The 18,321-nt window shown below is 60.8% G+C and carries 18 protein-coding genes; all 18 read right to left on the reverse strand.

Annotated elements, in window-relative coordinates; genetic code table 11:
• Nucleotides 1-92: 92 nt before the first annotated feature.
• The 18 genes from HGO40_RS03830 to HGO40_RS03915 all read right to left on the reverse strand — a co-directional run bounded on the left by HGO40_RS03830 (nt 93) and on the right by HGO40_RS03915 (nt 18,063).
• Entirely contained in the window at nt 93-1,466 is a 1,374-nt protein-coding gene (locus HGO40_RS03830; RefSeq protein ID WP_250961945.1) for a flagellar hook-length control protein FliK, read from the reverse strand.
• Nucleotides 1,467-1,555: 89 nt separating this feature from the next.
• A complete protein-coding gene (locus HGO40_RS03835; RefSeq protein WP_186728619.1) occupies nt 1,556-1,900 on the reverse strand; it encodes an Hpt domain-containing protein in 345 nt (114 codons plus the stop codon).
• A 31-nt stretch (nt 1,901-1,931) separates the two neighbouring features.
• Complete coding sequence (locus HGO40_RS03840) at nt 1,932-3,638, reverse strand: ATP-binding SpoIIE family protein phosphatase (RefSeq protein WP_250961946.1); 1,707 nt, start codon at nt 3,636-3,638, stop codon at nt 1,932-1,934.
• 5 nt (nt 3,639-3,643) lie between these two features.
• Complete coding sequence (locus tag HGO40_RS03845) at nt 3,644-3,949, reverse strand: STAS domain-containing protein (RefSeq protein ID WP_186704670.1); 306 nt, start codon at nt 3,947-3,949, stop codon at nt 3,644-3,646.
• Nucleotides 3,950-4,051: 102 nt separating this feature from the next.
• Entirely contained in the window at nt 4,052-4,501 is a 450-nt protein-coding gene (fliJ, locus tag HGO40_RS03850) for a flagellar export protein FliJ (RefSeq protein ID WP_186704669.1), read from the reverse strand.
• A gap of 6 nt (nt 4,502-4,507) precedes the next feature.
• Nucleotides 4,508-5,866, reverse strand: a complete 1,359-nt coding sequence (gene fliI / locus HGO40_RS03855; RefSeq protein WP_186704668.1) for a flagellar protein export ATPase FliI — start codon at nt 5,864-5,866, stop codon at nt 4,508-4,510.
• Nucleotides 5,856-6,695, reverse strand: coding sequence for a flagellar assembly protein FliH (fliH, locus tag HGO40_RS03860; protein ID WP_250961947.1), 840 nt, complete (start codon nt 6,693-6,695; stop codon nt 5,856-5,858). The genes fliI and fliH overlap by 11 nt, the downstream gene beginning before the upstream one ends.
• A gap of 7 nt (nt 6,696-6,702) precedes the next feature.
• Nucleotides 6,703-7,722: a flagellar motor switch protein FliG gene (gene fliG / locus HGO40_RS03865; protein WP_250961948.1), complete on the reverse strand. Its 1,020-nt coding sequence runs from the start codon at nt 7,720-7,722 to the stop codon at nt 6,703-6,705.
• Complete coding sequence (gene fliF, locus HGO40_RS03870; RefSeq protein ID WP_250961949.1) at nt 7,715-9,499, reverse strand: flagellar basal-body MS-ring/collar protein FliF; 1,785 nt, start codon at nt 9,497-9,499, stop codon at nt 7,715-7,717. Before fliF ends, fliG begins: the two co-directional genes overlap by 8 nt.
• 15 nt (nt 9,500-9,514) lie before the next feature.
• The gene (gene fliE, locus HGO40_RS03875; RefSeq protein ID WP_250961950.1) at nt 9,515-9,841 is read right to left on the reverse strand and encodes a flagellar hook-basal body complex protein FliE; all 327 of its coding nucleotides are present in this window, start codon (nt 9,839-9,841) and stop codon (nt 9,515-9,517) included.
• 224 nt (nt 9,842-10,065) lie between these two features.
• Nucleotides 10,066-11,460 carry a sigma-54-dependent response regulator transcription factor FleR gene (gene fleR / locus HGO40_RS03880; protein ID WP_250962005.1) on the reverse strand — a complete coding sequence of 465 codons (1,395 nt, stop codon included), beginning with the start codon at nt 11,458-11,460 and terminating at the stop codon, nt 10,066-10,068.
• 5 nt (nt 11,461-11,465) lie between these two features.
• Entirely contained in the window at nt 11,466-12,674 is a 1,209-nt protein-coding gene (locus tag HGO40_RS03885) for a sensor histidine kinase (protein ID WP_411386817.1), read from the reverse strand.
• Between the two features lie 110 nt (nt 12,675-12,784).
• The gene (locus tag HGO40_RS03890; RefSeq protein WP_250961951.1) at nt 12,785-14,260 is read right to left on the reverse strand and encodes a sigma-54 dependent transcriptional regulator; all 1,476 of its coding nucleotides are present in this window, start codon (nt 14,258-14,260) and stop codon (nt 12,785-12,787) included.
• A gap of 168 nt (nt 14,261-14,428) precedes the next feature.
• Nucleotides 14,429-14,725 carry a flagellar protein FliT gene (gene fliT, locus HGO40_RS03895; protein ID WP_063322407.1) on the reverse strand — a complete coding sequence of 99 codons (297 nt, stop codon included), beginning with the start codon at nt 14,723-14,725 and terminating at the stop codon, nt 14,429-14,431.
• Between the two features lie 11 nt (nt 14,726-14,736).
• On the reverse strand, nt 14,737-15,132 hold the full coding sequence (gene fliS / locus HGO40_RS03900; protein WP_250961952.1) for a flagellar export chaperone FliS: 396 nt from the start codon (nt 15,130-15,132) through the stop codon (nt 14,737-14,739).
• A gap of 131 nt (nt 15,133-15,263) precedes the next feature.
• Nucleotides 15,264-16,694 (reverse strand): flagellar filament capping protein FliD, encoded by a 1,431-nt coding sequence (fliD, locus tag HGO40_RS03905; protein ID WP_250961953.1) that lies wholly within the window; start codon nt 16,692-16,694, stop codon nt 15,264-15,266.
• An 82-nt stretch (nt 16,695-16,776) separates the two neighbouring features.
• Nucleotides 16,777-17,142: a flagellar protein FlaG gene (locus HGO40_RS03910; protein ID WP_207966016.1), complete on the reverse strand. Its 366-nt coding sequence runs from the start codon at nt 17,140-17,142 to the stop codon at nt 16,777-16,779.
• A 72-nt stretch (nt 17,143-17,214) separates the two neighbouring features.
• A complete protein-coding gene (locus HGO40_RS03915; RefSeq protein WP_250961954.1) occupies nt 17,215-18,063 on the reverse strand; it encodes a flagellin domain-containing protein in 849 nt (282 codons plus the stop codon).
• Nucleotides 18,064-18,321: the final 258 nt, after the last annotated feature.

Here is an 18,321-nt window from a genome sequence, read left to right on the forward strand (position 1 = left end):
CGCGATAGCGGCGGTGGACCAGCCCCTGCAAAGGTGACTGACCATCCGCTATCGCGAGCAAGCTCGCTCCCACAGGGGTGAGCTGCGTTGGATCAGGCGTAGTAGTCGACCGCGCTGGTGCCGATGACGCTGGTCGTGCTGGCGGCCACTTCAGCGATGCTGGCCGCAGTGGCTTCATCCCCGGCATCCACCGGTCCACCGGAAGATGTCGAACGCCCCGCCCGGGCCTGCTGCTGGGCTTGCTGCTCCTGGTTCTGCGAACCACGGGATTGGTCCGACACGCTGACGTCGACCTGGCCCATGCCCTGCTGGGCAAAACTGTCCCGCAGGCGATGCATCTGGCCTTCGAGGGCTTCGCGAACGCCGGAGTGGGCGCTCATGAAGGTGACCTGGGTCTGCTGGTCCGGCTCCATGTTCACCCGGATATCCAGGCGCCCGAGTTCGGCGGGCTGCAATTGGATGTCGGCCGCCTTGAGATTGACGCTGGACAGGTACATCACCCGGTTCACCACCTCTTCGGTCCAACCGCTCTGGTTCATCGCGATAGGGTGATTGACCGGCACCGCGTTGGCGGTTTTGGGCGTGGCGGCCTGGGTCAGTGCAGCCAGGCGGGTGGCGAAATCGTCTACGCGGGTGTCACTGGACGCGGCGCTCAAGTCCTTGAGACCCTCGCTGATCAAGCCGCCGAAGGCCTTGTCGCCACCCTGGCTGCCGGACTCGGTGCTGTTCTGGTCGGCTTGCACGCTGAGCATGCTGGCCATGCCGGCGGCGAAGGTCTGCGCTGAAGTCGGCTCGCCGTCGAGCGACGCCGGGGCAGCGCTCTTGGGCTGTGCCTGGCTGCTGGCGGAAACATGACCGCTCTGCTCCATCGCCAAGCGCAAGGCGGGCAATGCGTCGAGCGGATCGGCTTGTGGGTCGAAGGCTGGATCGACGACCGGAACCGCAGGTTGGGCCGGTGCGGCCAATGGGACAACCGGTGCCGCGACCGCAGTCGTTACCTGAGCCTCAGCCGTGACCACCACGGGGACAGGTTCGGCCGGGGCTGTCGCGACCGGCACCGCCATGTCCGTCAGCGCGCCTGGGTCGAGGCTCGGATCGACCGGTGCCGCATCCGCCACCGGCGCTTCAGCCGCGTCGGCATCGTTATCGCTGGCCGCTTTGTCGTCGGTGCTAGCCGCTTTGTCCGCGGGCAAGGGTTTGCCGCTATCGGCAACCGTCGGTTCCGGGGCGGCAGGGGTTTCGTTGCCGGCGTCTTTTTTGACGGTGTTGTCAGCGGCCTTGTCGCGCGCCGGTTTCACCACGGGCTCAGGGGCCGCCGCTGCTTTGGCAGGCGCCTGCTTGGCGAAGACTTGAGCGAAGCTGGAGGCTCTATCCCCGAGGTCCGGGGCGGCTGCCGGTGAATTGACGGCGGCCTGGGGCTTGGCCTGGACGGAGGCCTGAAGCAATGAATTAGGGGTGACGGGCATAAAAAGGTCTCCGCTGCACTGGAATCATAGGTACAGTCGAGACTAGGCAATGCAAGGCACGGGCCAACGTTTTACCCGACCGTCAAATCTCAGCAGTGGAAACCTTCACGCTCTTCCCGGCACAGCTTGCGGACATGGGCAAATTCGCTGTCGATTTCGTTGACCAGGTTTTCGATGCCGCCCAAGGACGGCTGCTTGGCACGCTGTTCCAGCTCGCCGCACAACTCGGCCAGGCGAATGGCGCCCATGTTGCTGCTGCTGCCCTTGAAGCTGTGGGCGGTGGCGCTCAGTTTTTCAGCGTCCCGTGCTTCATGCAGCACGCGCAAGCGAGCCTCGGAGTCGTTGAGAAACGTATCCAGCAACTCCGGATACCCCTCCTCCATGACTTCCTTCAACGTGCTAAGCACGTCGCGGTCCAGATGAATCTCGTTCACTTGTTCGCTCCCTGATCAAGAATGGCCCCAATTATGCCAGAGCCTCCCAGAAAAACTCCACGCGCGCACTACGACCATCGTCTGACCAACTGGCCTGGTGGCTCAGTTGGCGAACCAGGCTCACGCCGCGTCCCGACAATCGATCACTGTCCACGGGCCGTGCCAGCACCCGGGCGACATCGAACCCTTCGCCACTGTCTTCGACTTCGATGGCCAGGCGACCGCCCTCGCCGTTTGGCGAAACGTGCAAGTGCACCCGCACGTAACCGTCGCTCAACTCATCCAGGCGTGTATTGCGCTCCCTGTAGTAGCGGGCGAAACCCGCTGCATCACGCTTGAGACTCGAATCGAGGCCCAGCACCCCGTGATCCAGGGCATTGGAGTAGAGCTCCGACATGACGCTGTAAAGCGCGCCGCTCTGCGCCCTGAGCCCATGCACCTCCAGCAGCAATTGCAACAGGTAGGGCATCGGGTTGAAGCGCTTGAGCGTCTGCGCACGGAACTCGAAACTCACCGACCAATCCAGCGGGCTGGACTGGCCGCTATCGGAATAGACCGGTGGTGGTGGATTGAGTTGCGTCGGAGCGACCAGCCGCACCTCGACCATGCTGAAGTCGTCACGGGCCTCACCACGAAAATCCAGCAGCGCCTGCTGGATATCCTCAAAAAGACGGTCGGGTTCACGGTTGGCCGAAAACACCTGCTGCAACCGCTCCACGCCAAACGGCTGGTCATCGCGGTCACTGGTCTCGATGACACCATCGGACAGCAGGAACACCCGATCCCCCAGCGACATCGGATGCACTTCGGTGCGGTCATCGAACAACTGCGGGGTGAGCACGCCCAATGGCAGGTGTCGCGCCGGTAAGGGCGTGCGCACGCCGCTGAGGCTGTCATGCAGGTAACCATCGGGCATGCCGCCGTTCCAGATCTCCACCGTACAGCGCTGGAAGCTCAGGCATAACAGCGTCGCGCAGCAGAACATATCCACTGGCAGGATGCGTTTGAGCTTGGCATTCATCTCCCGCAGGATTTGCGCCAGCCCATAGCCCTTGGCCGTCATCCCGTAGAACACTTCCGCCAGGGGCATCGCGCCGACCGCCGCCGGCAGGCCATGCCCGGTGAAATCCCCCAACAGGATGTGCATGTCGCCGGCCGGGTTGAACGCGGCCAGCAGCAGGTCGCCGTTGAACAAGGCGTAGGGTGATTGCAAATAACGGATGTTCGGCGCGCTCAGGCAACCGGAGTGGGCGATCTTGTCGAACACGGCCTTGGCGACCCGTTGTTCGTTGAGCAGGTAATCATGGTGCCGGGCGATCTGGTCGCGCTGCTCCACCACCGTGGCCTGCAACCGGCGCAAGCGGTCCATGGCCTTGATCTTGGCCGTCAGGATCACTTGGTTGTAGGGTTTTGCCAGGAAATCGTCGCCGCCTGCTTCCAGGCAACGGGCCAGGGCTTCGCTCTCAGTCAGCGAGGTGAGGAAAATGATCGGGACCAACTGGTCCCCGGCCAACTGTTTGATTTTCTGCGCCGCTTCGAAGCCGTCCATCACCGGCATCATCGCATCCATCAGCACCAGGTGCGGACGCTGTTGCAGATAGACATCGACCGCTTCGGCGCCATCGGCCGCCGTGAGCACATGATGGCCCTGGCGGCGGACAATGGTCGACAGCAGCAGTCGATCAGCGGCGCTGTCTTCGGCAATCAGGACCGTCAGTGGCTCCGACGACGATTGCATGGCGATCAACTGATGTCGAACAGCTTGTCGAAATTGGAGATCGCGAGGATTTTCTTGACGTCGCTGCTGCTGTTGACGACGCGGATATCCGACTGGTCGCCACCGGCATGATCGCGCAACAGCAGGAGCATGCCTAAGGCGGAACTGTCGAGGTAAGTGGCTTCTTTCAAATCCACCACGATGGAGTCAGGTTTCTTGTGGAGCCGCTCATAGGACTCACGAAACTCCTGATGCCGCCCGAAATCGAATCGACCCTTGATCGAGATCGTCAGCTTATGCCCATCGGGGGATACTTCGGTAACGACTGACATGATCGGCTTCCTTGTCATGGACATACGTGTACAAGGTGTAGCATCTGGTAAAGGTCTGAGCAAGGTTTTGCCTCGTTCATCCGACAAAATCCTCGTTTCCCATCAGTAGGGATTCTGCCGCGGCAGGCGCTGGGACAATTCATCGAGCAGTTTCTGTTCGCGCTTGTCTTCCAGTTGCCGCGCCTCATCGATATAGCGCTGCACCAGTTTGCGCAGCCCTTCGACCCGGGCGAATGCTTCTTGCCAGCTCTGGCGGGCCTTCTCCAGGTTGTTCTGGTGCCAGACCAGGCTCTGGCGCTGCTGATCGATGGCAGTGCCCAGTTGCGCAAGAAATCCTTGGTAACCCAACAACCACTGCCCCGACACCCCATGGGCGCCACGGGCGATCCACTGCTCCTGGTATTCGAGTCGAAAATTTTCGAGGTCTGCCAGCTTGCTCTCGGCAACGGCCACTTGCCCCTGGAAATACGCCAGGCGCTGGACGGCGGTCTTCTCGGCCTTTTCCGCCATGTCCACCACGGGCGCCAGGCGTGCCGCACGACTTGTGGCCATGGTCGGTTATCCGCCAGCGACCGGAGCGAAAATCGTCTGCAGGTGCGCTTCGCTGGCACCCATGCCGATATTGTCGTTCAGGCTCTGGCGCAGATAAACGGCCATCGCCGGGTAAAGGCTGATGGCGGTGTCGGTCTCGCGGTCACCACCAGGTACATAGGCGCCGACGCTGATCAAATCGCGGCTTTGCTGGTAGCGCGACCAATATTGCTTGAACTGCTGGGCACGCCTCATATGCTCGGCACTGATCACCGACGGCATGACCCGACTGATGGACGCCTCGATGTCGATGGCCGGGTAGTGCCCTTCTTCGGCCAGGCGCCTGGACAGCACGATGTGGCCGTCGAGTACGCCCCGGGCCGAGTCGGCGATGGGGTCTTGCTGGTCGTCACCTTCGGACAGCACGGTATAGAACGCGGTGATGGAACCGCCGCCCTTTTCCGCATTGCCGGCGCGCTCGACCAGTTTCGGCAGCTTGGCGAACACCGAAGGCGGATAACCCTTGGTGGCCGGCGGCTCGCCGATGGCCAGGGCGATTTCCCGCTGGGCCTGGGCGAAACGAGTGAGCGAATCCATCAGCAACAGGACGTTCTTGCCCTTGTCGCGGAAATACTCGGCGATACGGGTGCAATACATCGCCGCCCGCATACGCATCAGCGGTGCATCGTCCGCAGGCGAAGCCACCACGACCGAACGCTTGAGCCCTTCCTCGCCGAGGATGTGCTCGATGAATTCCTTGACCTCACGGCCCCGCTCGCCGATCAGCCCTACTACGATAATGTCGGCTTCGGTGAAGCGGGTCATCATGCCCAGCAGCACACTCTTACCTACGCCGGTACCGGCAAACAGGCCCAGGCGCTGGCCGCGACCGACCGTCAATAAACCGTTGATGCAACGAATGCCCACGTCCAGCGGCACGCTGATGGGGTCACGCTTGAGGGGGTTGATCGTCGGGCCGTCCATCGGCACCCAGTCTTCGGCCTTCATGCCGCCCTTGCCGTCCAAGGCCCGTCCGGCCCCGTCCAGCACGCGTCCGAGCATGCTCATGCCCATGGGCAGGCGTCCGTTGTCGGCCAGGGGCACCACGCGCGCGCCGGGGGCGATGCCGGCGACACTGCCCACCGGCATCAAGAAAACCTTGCTGCCGGAAAAACCCATGACTTCGGCTTCGACCTGCACCGGATGGTAGCTGTCGTCGTTGATTACCATGCAGCGGCTGCCCATGGCGGCACGCAGGCCCTCGGCTTCGAGGGTCAAGCCAACCATGCGCAGCAAGCGACCCTCCAGGATCGGCTGGCCGGCCAGCTCACTGGCCTCGGCGTAGCTGCCCAGGCGCTTGCCGAAGCTGGTTCGCTCAAGGCGCATCGCGGCTGTCCAGTGCAGAAGTATCCAATTCAGGCACGTCCAATTCCTCCTCGACCGTCGCCACGTCACCTTGGAGTTCGTCCGGCAACTCCAGGCTCAGGTCGGCGGCGGCCGGGTGCAGGGCCTGTTCGTGTAGCTGGTCGAACAATTTGGCCATGATCTGGCTGATGCGTGTTTCAACCGTGGCGTCGATGCGGCTGTGTTCGGTTTCCACCCGACAACCGCCCGGCAGCAGCGTCGCATCCTCGACGATGCGCCAGGTTTCCTCATGGCGCTCGCGCAGGGCCTTGACCAGTTCGAAATCCTGGGGATTGATGTACAGCCGCACATTGCCCACGCCCAACGGCAACAGCTTGAGCGCTTCACGCATGACCTGTTCGATCTGGGTCGAATCGATGGCCAGTTCGCGCTGGATCACTTGTTTGGCGATGTGTTGCACCAAACCCACCAGGGATTTCTCGATCTGGGTGTCCTGCTCGGCAATGGGGTCGAACAGGTTGAGCATCAGCGATTCCACCGCACGAAGCTTGGCCGTCAACGCCACATCGGCTTCCTGGCGGACCTTGAGCGGGGGGCTGTGGAAGCCTTCCTTTTCGCCCACGGCGAAGCCTTCGTTATAGGCTTCCTGGCGAATGCTCTCGACTTCCTCGAGGGTCAGCGGCTGGACTTCTTCCAGCGGCACCTCCTCCATCTCCGGCAGTTCCTCCACGGGCTCCGGCTCAGGCTCGGGCACGTGGGGGTCGAAGCTGGGCAGCGACCAGACGTCGAAATTACTGACGTCTCGGCCGCGAATCAGGTCGCTGGGTGCTTCATCACTCTTGGCAGACATAACGACCTTAGATCATCTCTTCGCCGCCCTTGCCACCGAGAACGATCTCCCCGGCTTCGGCCATGCGGCGGGCGATGGTGAGGATTTCCTTCTGTGCGGTTTCCACGTCGCTGACGCGCACCGGGCCCTTGGCCTCGAGGTCGTCGCGCAACAGTTCGGCCGCCCGTTTGGACATGTTCTTGAAGATCTTTTCCTTGACGCCTTCGTCCGAACCCTTGAGGGCCAGCACCAGCACGTCGGACGACACTTCGCGCAACAGCGCCTGGATGCCACGGTCGTCGACATCGGACAGGTTGTTGAACACGAACATGAGGTCTTCGATCTGACCGGACAGGTCTTCGTCGACTTCGCGGATCGAGTCCATCAGCTGACCTTCGATCGAACTGTCGAGGAAGTTCATGATGTCCGCCGCGCGCTTGATGCCACCCAAGGTGGTGCGCGAGGCGTTGGAGTTGCCCGAGAACTGCTTCTCGAGAATCTGGTTCAATTCTTTCAGGGCCGCCGGCTGCACGGTGTTGAGCGACGACACCCGCAGGATGATGTCCAGGCGCACCTTGTGATCGAAGTTGCCGAGCACTTCACCTGCCTGGTCCGGGTCGAGGTAAGCCACCACGATCGCCTGGATCTGCGGGTGCTCGTAACGGATCACGTCGGCAACCGCCCGCGGCTCCATCCACTTGAGGCTGTCCAGGCCGCTGGTGTTGCCACCCAACAGGATCCGGGCGATGAGGCCGTTGGCCTTGTCCTCGCCCAGTGCCTGGGTCAGCATCTTGCGCACGTAGTCATCGGAACCGACGCCCAGGCTGGTCTGATCGCCGACGATGTCGACGAACTCGCTCATCACCTGCTCGACCTGCTCACGGTGCACGTTGCCCATTTGCGCCATGGCCACGCCCACGCGCTGGACCTCTTTGGGCCCCATGTGACGCAGCACTTGGGCGGCGTCGGTCGAACCCAGGGACAGCAGCAGGATCGCGGCTTTGTCGACCCGGGACAATTTGGCAACAGCGGCTCGATTATCACTCATCTGCGTTAATCCACTCTTTCACGACCTGGGCCACACGACCCGGGTCTTCTGCCACCAGACTCTTGATGGCGTTCAACTGAGCGTCGTAGCCTTCGCTCGGGCTTGGCAGCAGGATGCTCTGCGGCCCGCCGAGGCTGACGCGATCGTTGGCCAATTCGCCATCCAGGCCGCCCATGCCTCCCAGCTCGACATCGCCCAAGCCTGCCAACTGCTTGTTCTTGCCGCCACCGGTGATGTTGTTGAGCACCGGACGCAGTACACCGAAGACCAGTATCAGGATGAACAACACACCCAATACTTGCTTGACCACATCCCAGAACCAGGGTTGCGAATAAAACGGAATGTCGGCGATTTCTTCACCGCGCTCCAGGGAGAACGGCACGTTGATCACACTGACGCTGTCGCCACGGCTGGCGTCGAAACCAACCGCGTCCTGCACCAGGCGAGTAAAGCGCGCCAACTCGTCGGCGGTCCACGGCGCACGGCTGGTTTCGCCGTTGGCAGGGTTGACCTTGACCTGGTCGTCCACCACCACGGCGACCGACAGGCGATTCAAACGGCCCTGCTGCTGCTTGGTGTGGCTGATGGAACGGTCGAGCTCGAAGTTCTTGGTCGATTGCTGACGCTTGTCGGCCGGGTACGGCGCGAGCATCGGCTGGCCGGTGGCCGGATCCATGATTTGCTGGCCATTGGCATCGATCAGCGGCTGGCCTGGCTGCACCATGCCGGCGGCCGCCGTAGCACCACCGGTGGTTTGCGGCGCGCTGGCCGGCGACGGCGGCTGGTTGCTCAGGGCACCGGGCACGCCCTGCGGACCATTGCTGGCGGTACGCTGCTCGTTCACCGACTGCTCGCTGCGCAACGCCGGTTGATCCGGGTTGAACTGCTCGGAAGTCGATTCGACGGCGCTGAAATCCACATCCGCGGAGACTTCGGCCTTGTAGCGACCATTGCCCAGGATGGGTTGCAGAATGTTATGTACCCGCTGGGTGAACATGCCTTCCATGCGGCGGCTGTAGTCGTATTGCTTGCCGGCCATGGTCAGTTCGGAATTTTCCGCCTGGTCGGCCAGCAGGTTGCCCTTCTGGTCGACCACAGTGATCTGCGACTTGCTCAGCTCGGGTACGCTGGTCGCCACCAGATTGATAATGGCAACGACCTGGCCTGGCTCAAGGGAGCGGCCGGAATACAGTTCGACCAATACCGAAGCGCTCGGCTTGCGCTCATCGCGCACGAACACCGAGCTTTTCGGAATCGCCAGGTGCACACGCGCACCCTTGACGTTGTTCAGGCTGGAAATGGTCCGTGCCAGCTCACCTTCCAGGCCGCGACGATAACGGGTCGCTTCCATGAACTGGCTGGTACCCAGGCCCTGATCCTTGTCGAGGATCTCGAAACCGATGTTGCCGTCGGTCGGCGTCACGCCAGCGGCGGCGAGCTTGAGGCGCGCACGCGCGACGTCGTCGGCCTTGACCAGCAAGGCGCCAGAGTTGGGTTCGACGGTGTAAGGAATGTCGGCAGAAGCCAGGGTTTCCATGACTTGCTTGGCATCCATGCCCTCCAGGCTACCGTACAACGGACGGTAGTCTGGCTGCTGGGACCACAACACCACGGCGAAACCAATCGCCACGCTGGCAGCCAGGCCGACCAACAGGCCGACCTGACGCAGCATGGTCATCTCGGAGAGATTTTCCAGGAAGGACAGACCGAACAACGGCGGTTTGCCGTCTACCGGAGTGGCCTTGGCTGGAACGTTATCAACGGCTGCTTCTGCCATGACTCAATAATTTCCTTAACCCGGCATCTGCATGATGTCTTGGTAGGCCTGAACCAGTTTGTTGCGAACCTGGGTCAGCGCCTGAAACGAGACAGTGGCTTTCTGCGAGGAGATCATTACGTCCGTCAGGTCGACGCCACTTTTGCCAATCTCGAAAGCACTGGCCAACTGGTTCGAAGCCTGCTGGGTATCGTTCACTTTATTGACGGCCTGACCGAGCATGTCGGAAAAGCTGCTGCCACCCACCTGGGGGACCGCGACCGATTTAGGCTGGGCCATGGCGTCCATTTGCATGGCCCGCATGTCCAGCATCAACCGATTAAATTCAATACCTTGGCTCATGGTCTACTCTCTCTGGCGGCCCGCGTTTTTTTGACACTTACTCAGCGGGTACGTAGGTATTAGCAACAAGGGTGCCAGCTCCATGGCGATAGAAAACAAATGCGCGCACAGCCCCCCTGTGGGAGCGAGCTTGCTCGCGATAACCCCATCACACCCGACCTCGACTTGACTGACCCACCGCTATCGCGAGCAAGCTCGCTCCCACAGGGATTGCTGGTGCTTATTCAACTGGCGAACAGATAGGCCTCGACATCCATGCCGGCGTCGCGCATTTGCGCCAGCTTGTAGCGCAGGGTGCGTGGGCTGATGCCCAGGCGTTCGGCCGCCTCTTTGCGACGACCGCGCTCGGCGCGCAGGGTATCGATGATCATCTGGAACTCGCGGCGCCGCAGGTCGTCCCCCAAAGCCCCCACCGAATCGCCCTCCCTATCCACCGACGGCGCAGTGGTTGCGGCGGGTACCGGTGCCAGGGTCGGCAATGGCGCACAGGCCACCGGCCCGGCCAGGCAGAAATCCTCCGGCTGGATCAAACCGCCCTGCTGCAGGATCAGGGCCCGCTGGATGGCGTTATCCAGCTCTCGGACATTGCCCGGCCACGGGTAGGCAACCAGACAAGCCCGGGCCTCGGCTGAAAGCCGGGCCGCCGCATGCTTCATTTTATTGACGTGTTTGTTCAACAGCCGCTCGGCCAGTGGCAGGATATCGGCGGTGCGCTCGCGCAACGGACGCCAGGCCAGCGGAAATACCGACAGGCGGTAATAGAGGTCTTCACGAAAACGCCCCGCCGCCACTTCGCCGGCCAGGTCGCGGTTGGTGGTCGCCACCACGCGGATGTCCAGGCTGATGGGCTTGCGGGCACCAACCCGTTCCACTTCCCGCTCCTGCAATACCCGCAACAGCTTGGCTTGCAGGCCCAAGGGCATTTCGGAAATTTCATCGAGCAGGATCGTGCCACCGTCGGCCTGCTCGAACTTGCCGGCCTGGGCGGCAATGGCGCCAGTGAACGAGCCTTTTTCGTGGCCGAACAGTGTCGCCTCGAGCATGTTGTCGGGAATCGCCGCGCAATTGATGGCGATAAACGGTTCCCCGGCACGCCGGGATTGTTGATGGATGTAGCGGGCCAGTACTTCCTTGCCCGTACCGGATTCGCCGGAAATCAGCACCGTCGAATCGCTGCGGGCCACCCGCGCGGCCAATTCCAGCAACTGCGCGCTAGCCGGTTCGATGGCCACCGGGCCTTCGCCCTCCACCGCAAGACTGCCCAAGGCATGACGTGCGACCAGGTCCAGCAGCGCCTTGGGCTCGAACGGCTTGACCAGGTAATCCGCTGCGCCCTGGCGCATGGCATCCACCGCTCGCTCGACGGCCCCGTGGGCCGTCATCAGCAAGACCGGCAGTTGCGGCTGACGGGCGCGCAACAGACCCAGCAACTGATGACCATCCATGCCCGGCATGTTGACGTCACTGACCACCAGGCTGAACGCTTCCCGGCCGACCGCCAACAGCGCTTCTTCCGCCGAACCGACGGCGGCGTAATCGTGCCCGGCCAGCACCAGCGTATCGGCCAGCGCCTCGCGCAGGGCCCGATCATCCTCAACCAGCAACACCTTGATCGCCATTGCGTTCATTCCACCCCCGGCGTGTTGGAAAACAGCGGCAAGCACACCGTCGCGCAGGTGCCACGGCCCAGCCGCGAGCGCAGCTGCAATTCTCCCTGGTGGGCACGGGCCACGGCCTTGACCACGGTCAGGCCCAGGCCAGTGCCGGTGGTCTTGGTGGTAAAGAATGGCTCGCCCAGGCGCGCCAGCACCGCCGGCTCTATACCACTACCGTTGTCGCTGACCGACAGGCGCAAGGTGTTGTCTCGTGTGTATAAGTGCACTTTCAGCCGGACGTCGCCGCCGCTGGCCTGGATCGCGTTTTCGATCAGGTTCAACACCGCTCCCACCAGCGTGTCGCGATTGCACAACACTTCGCCGGCATGGCTGTCGCACTGCCAGCGGATCGGCAATTGCTGCACATGGGTCAATGCCGCGGCTTGCAGCGATTGCAGCAAGGCCTTGGGGCTGACGCGGTCGGTCAACGGCAGCTCGCCGCGGGCGAACACCAGCATGTCGCGCACTTGGTGTTCCAGCTCGTGCAGGCGCTCTTTCAAGCGCCCAGCAAAGCGTTGCTGGGTTTCCACTGGCAATTGCTGCTCGGTCAGATGACTGGCGTAAAGCAGCGCGGCGGAAAGCGGGGTACGAATCTGGTGAGCCAGCGAGGCCACCATCCGCCCCAGGGAGGACAGGCGCTCATGGCGCGCCAATTGGTCTTGCAGGTGACGGGTTTCAGTCAAGTCGTTGAGCAACACCAATTGCCCAGGCTCGGCATCCAGCGAGCGCGTCGAGATGGACAGGCGGCGACCGTCCTTGAGGGACACCTCATGGCCGTCGTCTTCCCGGGGCGCAAAGCAGCGGGCGATAACGTGCCGCCACAGCTCGCCTTCCAACGGCAGGCCGAGCAATTCGCAGGCCGCCGGGTTGGCTTCGCGCACGAAACCGTGGGCATCGATGACGATGACGCCACCCGGCAACAGGTCGAGGAGATTCTGCAGCCGATTGGCCAGCCGTTCTTTTTCCGCCAGCTCCTGCATGCGCTGGGCGCTGACCACGGCCAACTCACCCTTGAGCTCGGTGACCCGGGCTTCGAGCAGGCTGTAGGAATCCGTCAGTTGGCTGGACATCTGGTTGAACAGCGAAAATGCCTGCTCAAGTCCAAGCCGGCTCGCCTGTTCGGCGGACGGCAGGTGTCCCGGCTCGGGGACAGGCGACATCTGGGCGGCTTGGGTCATCGTGCTCTCTCGCTTGGCTGACCGTCAGTTAAACGGAACGTTGCGAGGGATATAGCAATACCCGTGCCGAAAAAAAACCGCCTGAAAATCAGGCGGTTGGAAAACAGGCGTCAATCATCCGCCTGTTCATCTCCTTCGCGACGGCTCATGCCGTACTTGCGCATCTTCTCCACCAAGGTGGTACGGCGGATGCGCAGGCGTTCCGCCGCGCGGGCCACGATGCCGTTGGCATCGTCCAGGGCCTGCTGGATCAGCCCTTGTTCAAGGCCTCCCAGGTAATCCTTGAGGTCCAAGCCTTCGGGCGGCAACAAGGCATTGGCGGTGAAGTCCGGCGTGTGGCCGTTGATCGCCACCCGTTCTTCCAGGTCGCTGCGCAGGCTGTCGACCATTTGCTCGTCTTCATCGTCGACGTAGCGGAATTTCTTCGGCAGTTCGTTCACGCCGATCACCCCGTACGGGTGCATGATCGCCATGCGCTCCACCAGGTTGGCCAACTCACGAACGTTGCCCGGCCAGCCATGGCGGCACAGGGACATGATCGCCGCCGAGTTGAAGCGGATCGAACCGCGCTTTTCGTGCTCCATGCGCGAGATCAGCTCGTTCATCAGCAACGGGATGTCTTCGACGCGCTCACGCAGTGGCGCCATCTCGATCGGGAAAACGTTGAGGCGGTAATAGAGATCTTCGCGGAAACTGCCGACCTCGATCATGCTTTCAAGGTTCTTGTGCGTGGCGGCAATGATGCGCACATCGCCGCTCTGGGTCTTGTTGCTGCCCACGCGCTCGAAGGTGCGTTCCTGCAGGACGCGCAACAGCTTGACCTGCATCGGCAGCGGCATGTCGCCGATTTCGTCGAGAAACAGCGTGCCGCCGTTGGCCAGTTCGAAACGTCCGGCGCGGCTGGTGATTGCACCAGTGAATGCACCCTTCTCATGACCAAACAGTTCGCTCTCCAGCAACTCGGCCGGGATCGCGCCACAGTTGACCGGCACGAACGGCGCTTCGCGGCGCTTGGAATGGTAATGCAGGTTACGCGCAACCACTTCCTTGCCGGTACCCGATTCGCCCAGGATCAGTACGCTGGCGTCGGTGTCGGCGACCTGCTGCATCATCTGGCGCACATGCTGGATCGCCCGGCTGGTGCCGACGAGGCTGCGGAACAGGTTGGGTTCGCGATGCCGGCCACGCTCGCGGGCCTGATCGTACATCTCGCGGTAAACCTGGGCGCGATGCAGCGAATCGAGCAGCTTGCTGTAGCTGGGCGGCATTTCGAGGGTGGAAAGTACCCGGCGACGCTGGTCCTCAGGCAAGTCAAGGGAAGAATTTTCGCCCATTAACAAAACCGGAAGGAACTCATCCCAGGTTGAGAGTGTCTTTAGCAAGCCCAAAAGCGTTGCGGGAGCATTTACGGTCCCGATAAGGACACAAATGACTTCACGACTGGACGACAATGAGCCGACGGCCTGCTGCCAATCATGGCTTCCGCAGGGTAAATTTTCTTCGCCAAGAAAATTCAGGATCACCGCCAGGTCGCGGCGGCGGACGCTATCGTCATCGATCAGGAGAATTTTGGTTTCACGCCACATGCAATAGCAACTTCCCTAGTCAACCCAATGCCCGAAATAGGGGGCAAGCTAGACGCTTGCAGACTTGTTATGCCTGTAGACGCCTGAAATCTGTAAACAGTTACTAGTTAAGTCAAAAAACCGTGCACAGTCAAATTTATGGCGCAACGGACTCGGATTAACTGAGCATTAACCAAACAGATGGTAAACCTTTGCAGCGTTCTGTGCTTGATGGATCTGCTGCATCTCATCGACGATCGCCTGACGCTCTCCTGTCGCCGCCTCCAGTAATTGCCGATACACCCCCAGCAATTCCTCAAGATTGATCCGCAACGCCGCCTCGTCCACCTGAGGCTCACCCAAGACGTCTTCCATGCAGGAACGGCACGCCAGGTCCAACTGACCGATGGCCTCCCAGTTACGCTCGGCCAAGGCATCGACCAAGGCGTCACGGGTTTGTTCGATTCGCTGCAGGACAAGACTCATGAGAGCACTCCTTAGAATTGCGGACCAGGTGCGGCAATGGCATCCCAGCCTTCCTTGACCGTGCGAAGCAGATCGGCGACTTCGTCGAGGATCTTCGGATCGGCCTTGACGTTGGCTTCGGCCAGACGTTTCATCATGTAAGCGTAAAGAGCATCCAGTTCAGCGACCGACTCAGCCTGGTTTTCCAGGTCCAGGCCTTCACGCAAGCCACCGACAATGCCGATGGCCTTGCTGATCAGAATGCCTCTGCTTGCAATATCCTTGCGCTCCATCGCGCCCTTGGCCTGGGCAATACGGTCCAGCCCACCTTCCATGAGCATCTGCACAAGGCGATGGGGACTGGCTTCGGAGGTTTGCGCCTGGGCGCCAATCTTCTGGTATTGGCGAAGGGCCAACATCGGATTCATGTTCTACCTCATCAAAAAACTTCGGTTCGTATAAACAGCGTATCGACGCCGTGTCAAAAAACTTTAGGCCGGAAAGCCGAAAGCCCGGAACGTTGTCAAAACGTTGCCGGGCTTTTTTTCGTCAGTCTAGATCAGCTGTTTTTCTGCTGTGCCGTCATCGCCTCGAACATCGAAGTGATGTTGCTGGCAGTGGCCTTCAACTTGCCGACCAGAGTGTCCATATCGTTGTACTTTTTAGTCAGCACAGCGGTCAGGGTCACGACCCGACGATCCAGAGCCTCCTGATCGTTCTTCAGGCGGGTCTGGTTCCTGGTCAACACCGTGTTCCGCTGATCGAGGATGCCACCCGTCTGGCTGAAGGGTTCGACCGCCTTGCCCATGCGCTCCAGCAAGCCGTTGGTGCCCGTGAACAACGTCTGGACTTCACCGCTGAGCTTTTTATCGTTCATCGCTTCGGTGAACTTGACGGTATTGAAGTTCAACGCTCCCGTCTTCTGATCGGTGGTACTACCCAACTGGGCCAGCGACGTCAGCTTGTCGCCAGCGCCGGTTTCAGACAACGGCGTTCGAATCGCCGCCAGCAGCGAGCGAGGCAACGCGTCACCGGTCAATTTTGCCGGCACCGTCAACTTCCCATCAGCGTCAAGCGACGGCTTGGTCAGTGCGGTGATGCTATTGGCGATCGCGTTATAGGCATCGACGAATTTCTGGATCGAGGCTTTCAGGCCATCGTTGTTGGGCGCCACGGTAACGGTTGAAGTCCCGCCGTCCGCTACTCCGAGCAAATTCAACGTCAGCCCGGAAATTGCCGTGCTGACCGTATTGCTCTTGCTGGTCAGCACCATGCCATCGACGGTGAAGTTGGCATCCTGGGCCAGAGCACCGATGGCACCCGCCGAAGTGGCCGTCAACGCAGTATTGTTGGCACCCACAACGTTCGTGCCATCGATTTCCAGGCCCGCAATGCCACTCACCGAAATATCGGAACCTGCGCCGGTCGTGGTTGAACCCAGCACCAGGCGAGAACCGAAAGAGTCGGTGATGATGTTTGCACTGACACCGGCCGCCTTGAGCGACGAGTCGGCGTTGATCGCGTCGCGAACCGATTGCAAGGTGGAGCCATCCGGCACATTGAGGTTGTAGTTGTTACCCCCCTGCGAGATGGTCATCGTACCCGTGGGAATGGCACTGGTCGTACCACCCGCAAAGGCCGCCGAAGTGACCTTGGACGCAGTGGCCAGATTAGTGACTTTGATTGCGTAAGTGCCATTCACCGCCGAGTTGCTGGCGGTAGCCGTGAGGACGCCGGGAGCTGAGGATGTCGCAGCAAAACCCGAGAATTGCGGGGTCGTTGTGCTGGACAAGTCCTTCATGGCGGTGTTGAAAGCTGCCAACAACGACTTCAGGGATCCCACCCCGGAGATACTGTTGGTAGTCGTCGGCGTCGCGCGGGTGATCTGACCTTGCTTGGCGGCCTTGTCGGAATCGACCAGCGCCTTGACGATAGCGCCGGTATCAAGGCCGGAGCCTAGACCCAAGCCAGGTAGAATTGGACTTGCCATGTGGGACTCCCTTCAGTATGTCGCCGGCTTTTTGGCCTTTACAACGCCCAAAAGAACATAACAACAAAATTCGTGCCGGTTGTCAGGCTTCGGCGCTGAACAACAAGCTGTTTGCATCATTCAAACTGTTGGCCAGTTTCAGGACTTCTTCGTTCGGGATCTGGCGAATCACTTCACCGGAACCACTGGCAATCACTTTGACCACTACTTTGCCTGAAGGCTCGTCAATAGAGAACTCCAGATTGCGCTTGACCGACTGGACGAACTTCTCGATTTCCTGAACGGCTTTCTTGAGTTTGTCCTGCTCGGCAGCAGCGTCTTTAGGCGCTTCCTTAACCGGGGTCACGGTAGCTACCTCGGCTCGAGGCTTCTCCACGGGCTTGTCGGCCACGGTAGGTGTCGGCTTCGCCGCTGGATAAGACAAGTTCAGCTTCACGCTCATATCCATGTCCATCACCTCTTGAACGGAAAAAGCGAGAGAGCACGCAAGCGCACTCCCCCGCTAAAACTCATCCGGCTATTACTGAAGCAGCTTCAGTACAGCGGATGGCAGTTGGTTGGCCTGGGCCAGAACCGAGGTAGACGCTTGTTGCAGAGTCTGCTGCTTGGTCAGTTGCGCAGTTTCAGCAGCGAAGTCGGTATCTTGTACGCGACCCAGTGCAGCACTGGCGTTTTCGTTGATGTTCTGCAGGTTGGAGATAGTGCTGGCGAAACGGTTTTGTGCAGCACCGAGGTCGGCACGAGCACTGTTGATGGTATCGATCGCGCTGGTGATTGCGTCCATGGCGGCCGAGAAGTTGGTTTCAGCAACAGCGCTGTCGGAACCAACGATGGTGATTGCCGAGGCAACACCCAGGGCTGCAGCGTCGAAGCTGGCGCTCAAGGTCAGGGAGATCTGGTTGTCAGCACCAGTGTTCGAGCCGACCTGGAAGGTCATGGTGCTAGCAGTACCGTCGAGCAGGTTCTTGCCGTTCAGGTTGGTGCTGTTGGCGATACGGGTCAGTTCGTCGCTCATCTGCGAGAACTCTTTGTTCAGAGCGATACGGTCATCTGCGCTGTTGCTATCGTTACGGGACTGGATGGCCAGTTCACGCATACGTTGCAGAATGTTGGTCTGCTCTTGCATCGCGCCTTCAGCGGTCTGCGCCATGGAGATACCGTCGTTGGCGTTTTTGATCGCCATGGTCTGACCGCGATTTTGCGAGGTCATGCGGGTAGCGATCTGCAGGCCGGCGGCGGCGTCTTTGGCGCTGTTGATTTTCAGGCCGGAAGACAGGCGAGTCATCGAAGTGGAGAGAGCGTCGGAAGCACGGTTGAGGTTCTTCTGAACGTTCAGCGAAGTGGTGTTGGTGTTTACTGTTAAAGCCATGACGAATTCCTCGTTGGTTGGGTACTGCGGCTTCCGGCCCTTGGCAACCGCCGGGGGTGTGGCCTAGAGAACCTTCGTAATAGTTATCGTCGGATTAGGAACTTGCTTGAGGGCTTTTTTCAAAATATTTGCTAGCAGACTGCCACTCCTTGCAAAACAAGGGTTTAGCCCTGGGCTGAAGCCCGAAAAATGGCGTCAAGAAACCGCAGGATAAAATCGCACGCAAAAAAAAGCGCCACAGGCCAGCCTGAAGCGCTA

The organism is Pseudomonas sp. CG7, assembly GCF_023701885.1.
In the GTDB taxonomy this organism is placed as follows: Bacteria; Pseudomonadota; Gammaproteobacteria; order Pseudomonadales; family Pseudomonadaceae; genus Aquipseudomonas; species Aquipseudomonas zanjanensis.

What these genes read in the sequence shown, in the direction of transcription:
- HGO40_RS03830 (WP_250961945.1), bottom strand. Translation starts at nt 1,466, where the DNA reads ATGCCCGTCACCCCTAATTCATTGCTTCAGGCCTCCGTCCAGGCCAAG.
- HGO40_RS03840 (WP_250961946.1), bottom strand. Translation starts at nt 3,638, where the DNA reads ATGCAATCGTCGTCGGAGCCACTGACGGTCCTGATTGCCGAAGACAGC.
- HGO40_RS03845 (WP_186704670.1), bottom strand. Translation starts at nt 3,949, where the DNA reads ATGTCAGTCGTTACCGAAGTATCCCCCGATGGGCATAAGCTGACGATC.
- fliJ (WP_186704669.1), bottom strand. Translation starts at nt 4,501, where the DNA reads ATGGCCACAAGTCGTGCGGCACGCCTGGCGCCCGTGGTGGACATGGCG.
- fliI (WP_186704668.1), bottom strand. Translation starts at nt 5,866, where the DNA reads ATGCGCCTTGAGCGAACCAGCTTCGGCAAGCGCCTGGGCAGCTACGCC.
- fliH (WP_250961947.1), bottom strand. Translation starts at nt 6,695, where the DNA reads ATGTCTGCCAAGAGTGATGAAGCACCCAGCGACCTGATTCGCGGCCGA.
- fliG (WP_250961948.1), bottom strand. Translation starts at nt 7,722, where the DNA reads ATGAGTGATAATCGAGCCGCTGTTGCCAAATTGTCCCGGGTCGACAAA.
- fliF (WP_250961949.1), bottom strand. Translation starts at nt 9,499, where the DNA reads ATGGCAGAAGCAGCCGTTGATAACGTTCCAGCCAAGGCCACTCCGGTA.
- fliE (WP_250961950.1), bottom strand. Translation starts at nt 9,841, where the DNA reads ATGAGCCAAGGTATTGAATTTAATCGGTTGATGCTGGACATGCGGGCC.
- fleR (WP_250962005.1), bottom strand. Translation starts at nt 11,460, where the DNA reads ATGGCGATCAAGGTGTTGCTGGTTGAGGATGATCGGGCCCTGCGCGAG.
- HGO40_RS03885 (WP_411386817.1), bottom strand. Translation starts at nt 12,674, where the DNA reads ATGACCCAAGCCGCCCAGATGTCGCCTGTCCCCGAGCCGGGACACCTG.
- HGO40_RS03890 (WP_250961951.1), bottom strand. Translation starts at nt 14,260, where the DNA reads ATGTGGCGTGAAACCAAAATTCTCCTGATCGATGACGATAGCGTCCGC.
- fliT (WP_063322407.1), bottom strand. Translation starts at nt 14,725, where the DNA reads ATGAGTCTTGTCCTGCAGCGAATCGAACAAACCCGTGACGCCTTGGTC.
- fliS (WP_250961952.1), bottom strand. Translation starts at nt 15,132, where the DNA reads ATGAATCCGATGTTGGCCCTTCGCCAATACCAGAAGATTGGCGCCCAG.
- fliD (WP_250961953.1), bottom strand. Translation starts at nt 16,694, where the DNA reads ATGGCAAGTCCAATTCTACCTGGCTTGGGTCTAGGCTCCGGCCTTGAT.
- HGO40_RS03910 (WP_207966016.1), bottom strand. Translation starts at nt 17,142, where the DNA reads ATGGATATGAGCGTGAAGCTGAACTTGTCTTATCCAGCGGCGAAGCCG.
- HGO40_RS03915 (WP_250961954.1), bottom strand. Translation starts at nt 18,063, where the DNA reads ATGGCTTTAACAGTAAACACCAACACCACTTCGCTGAACGTTCAGAAG.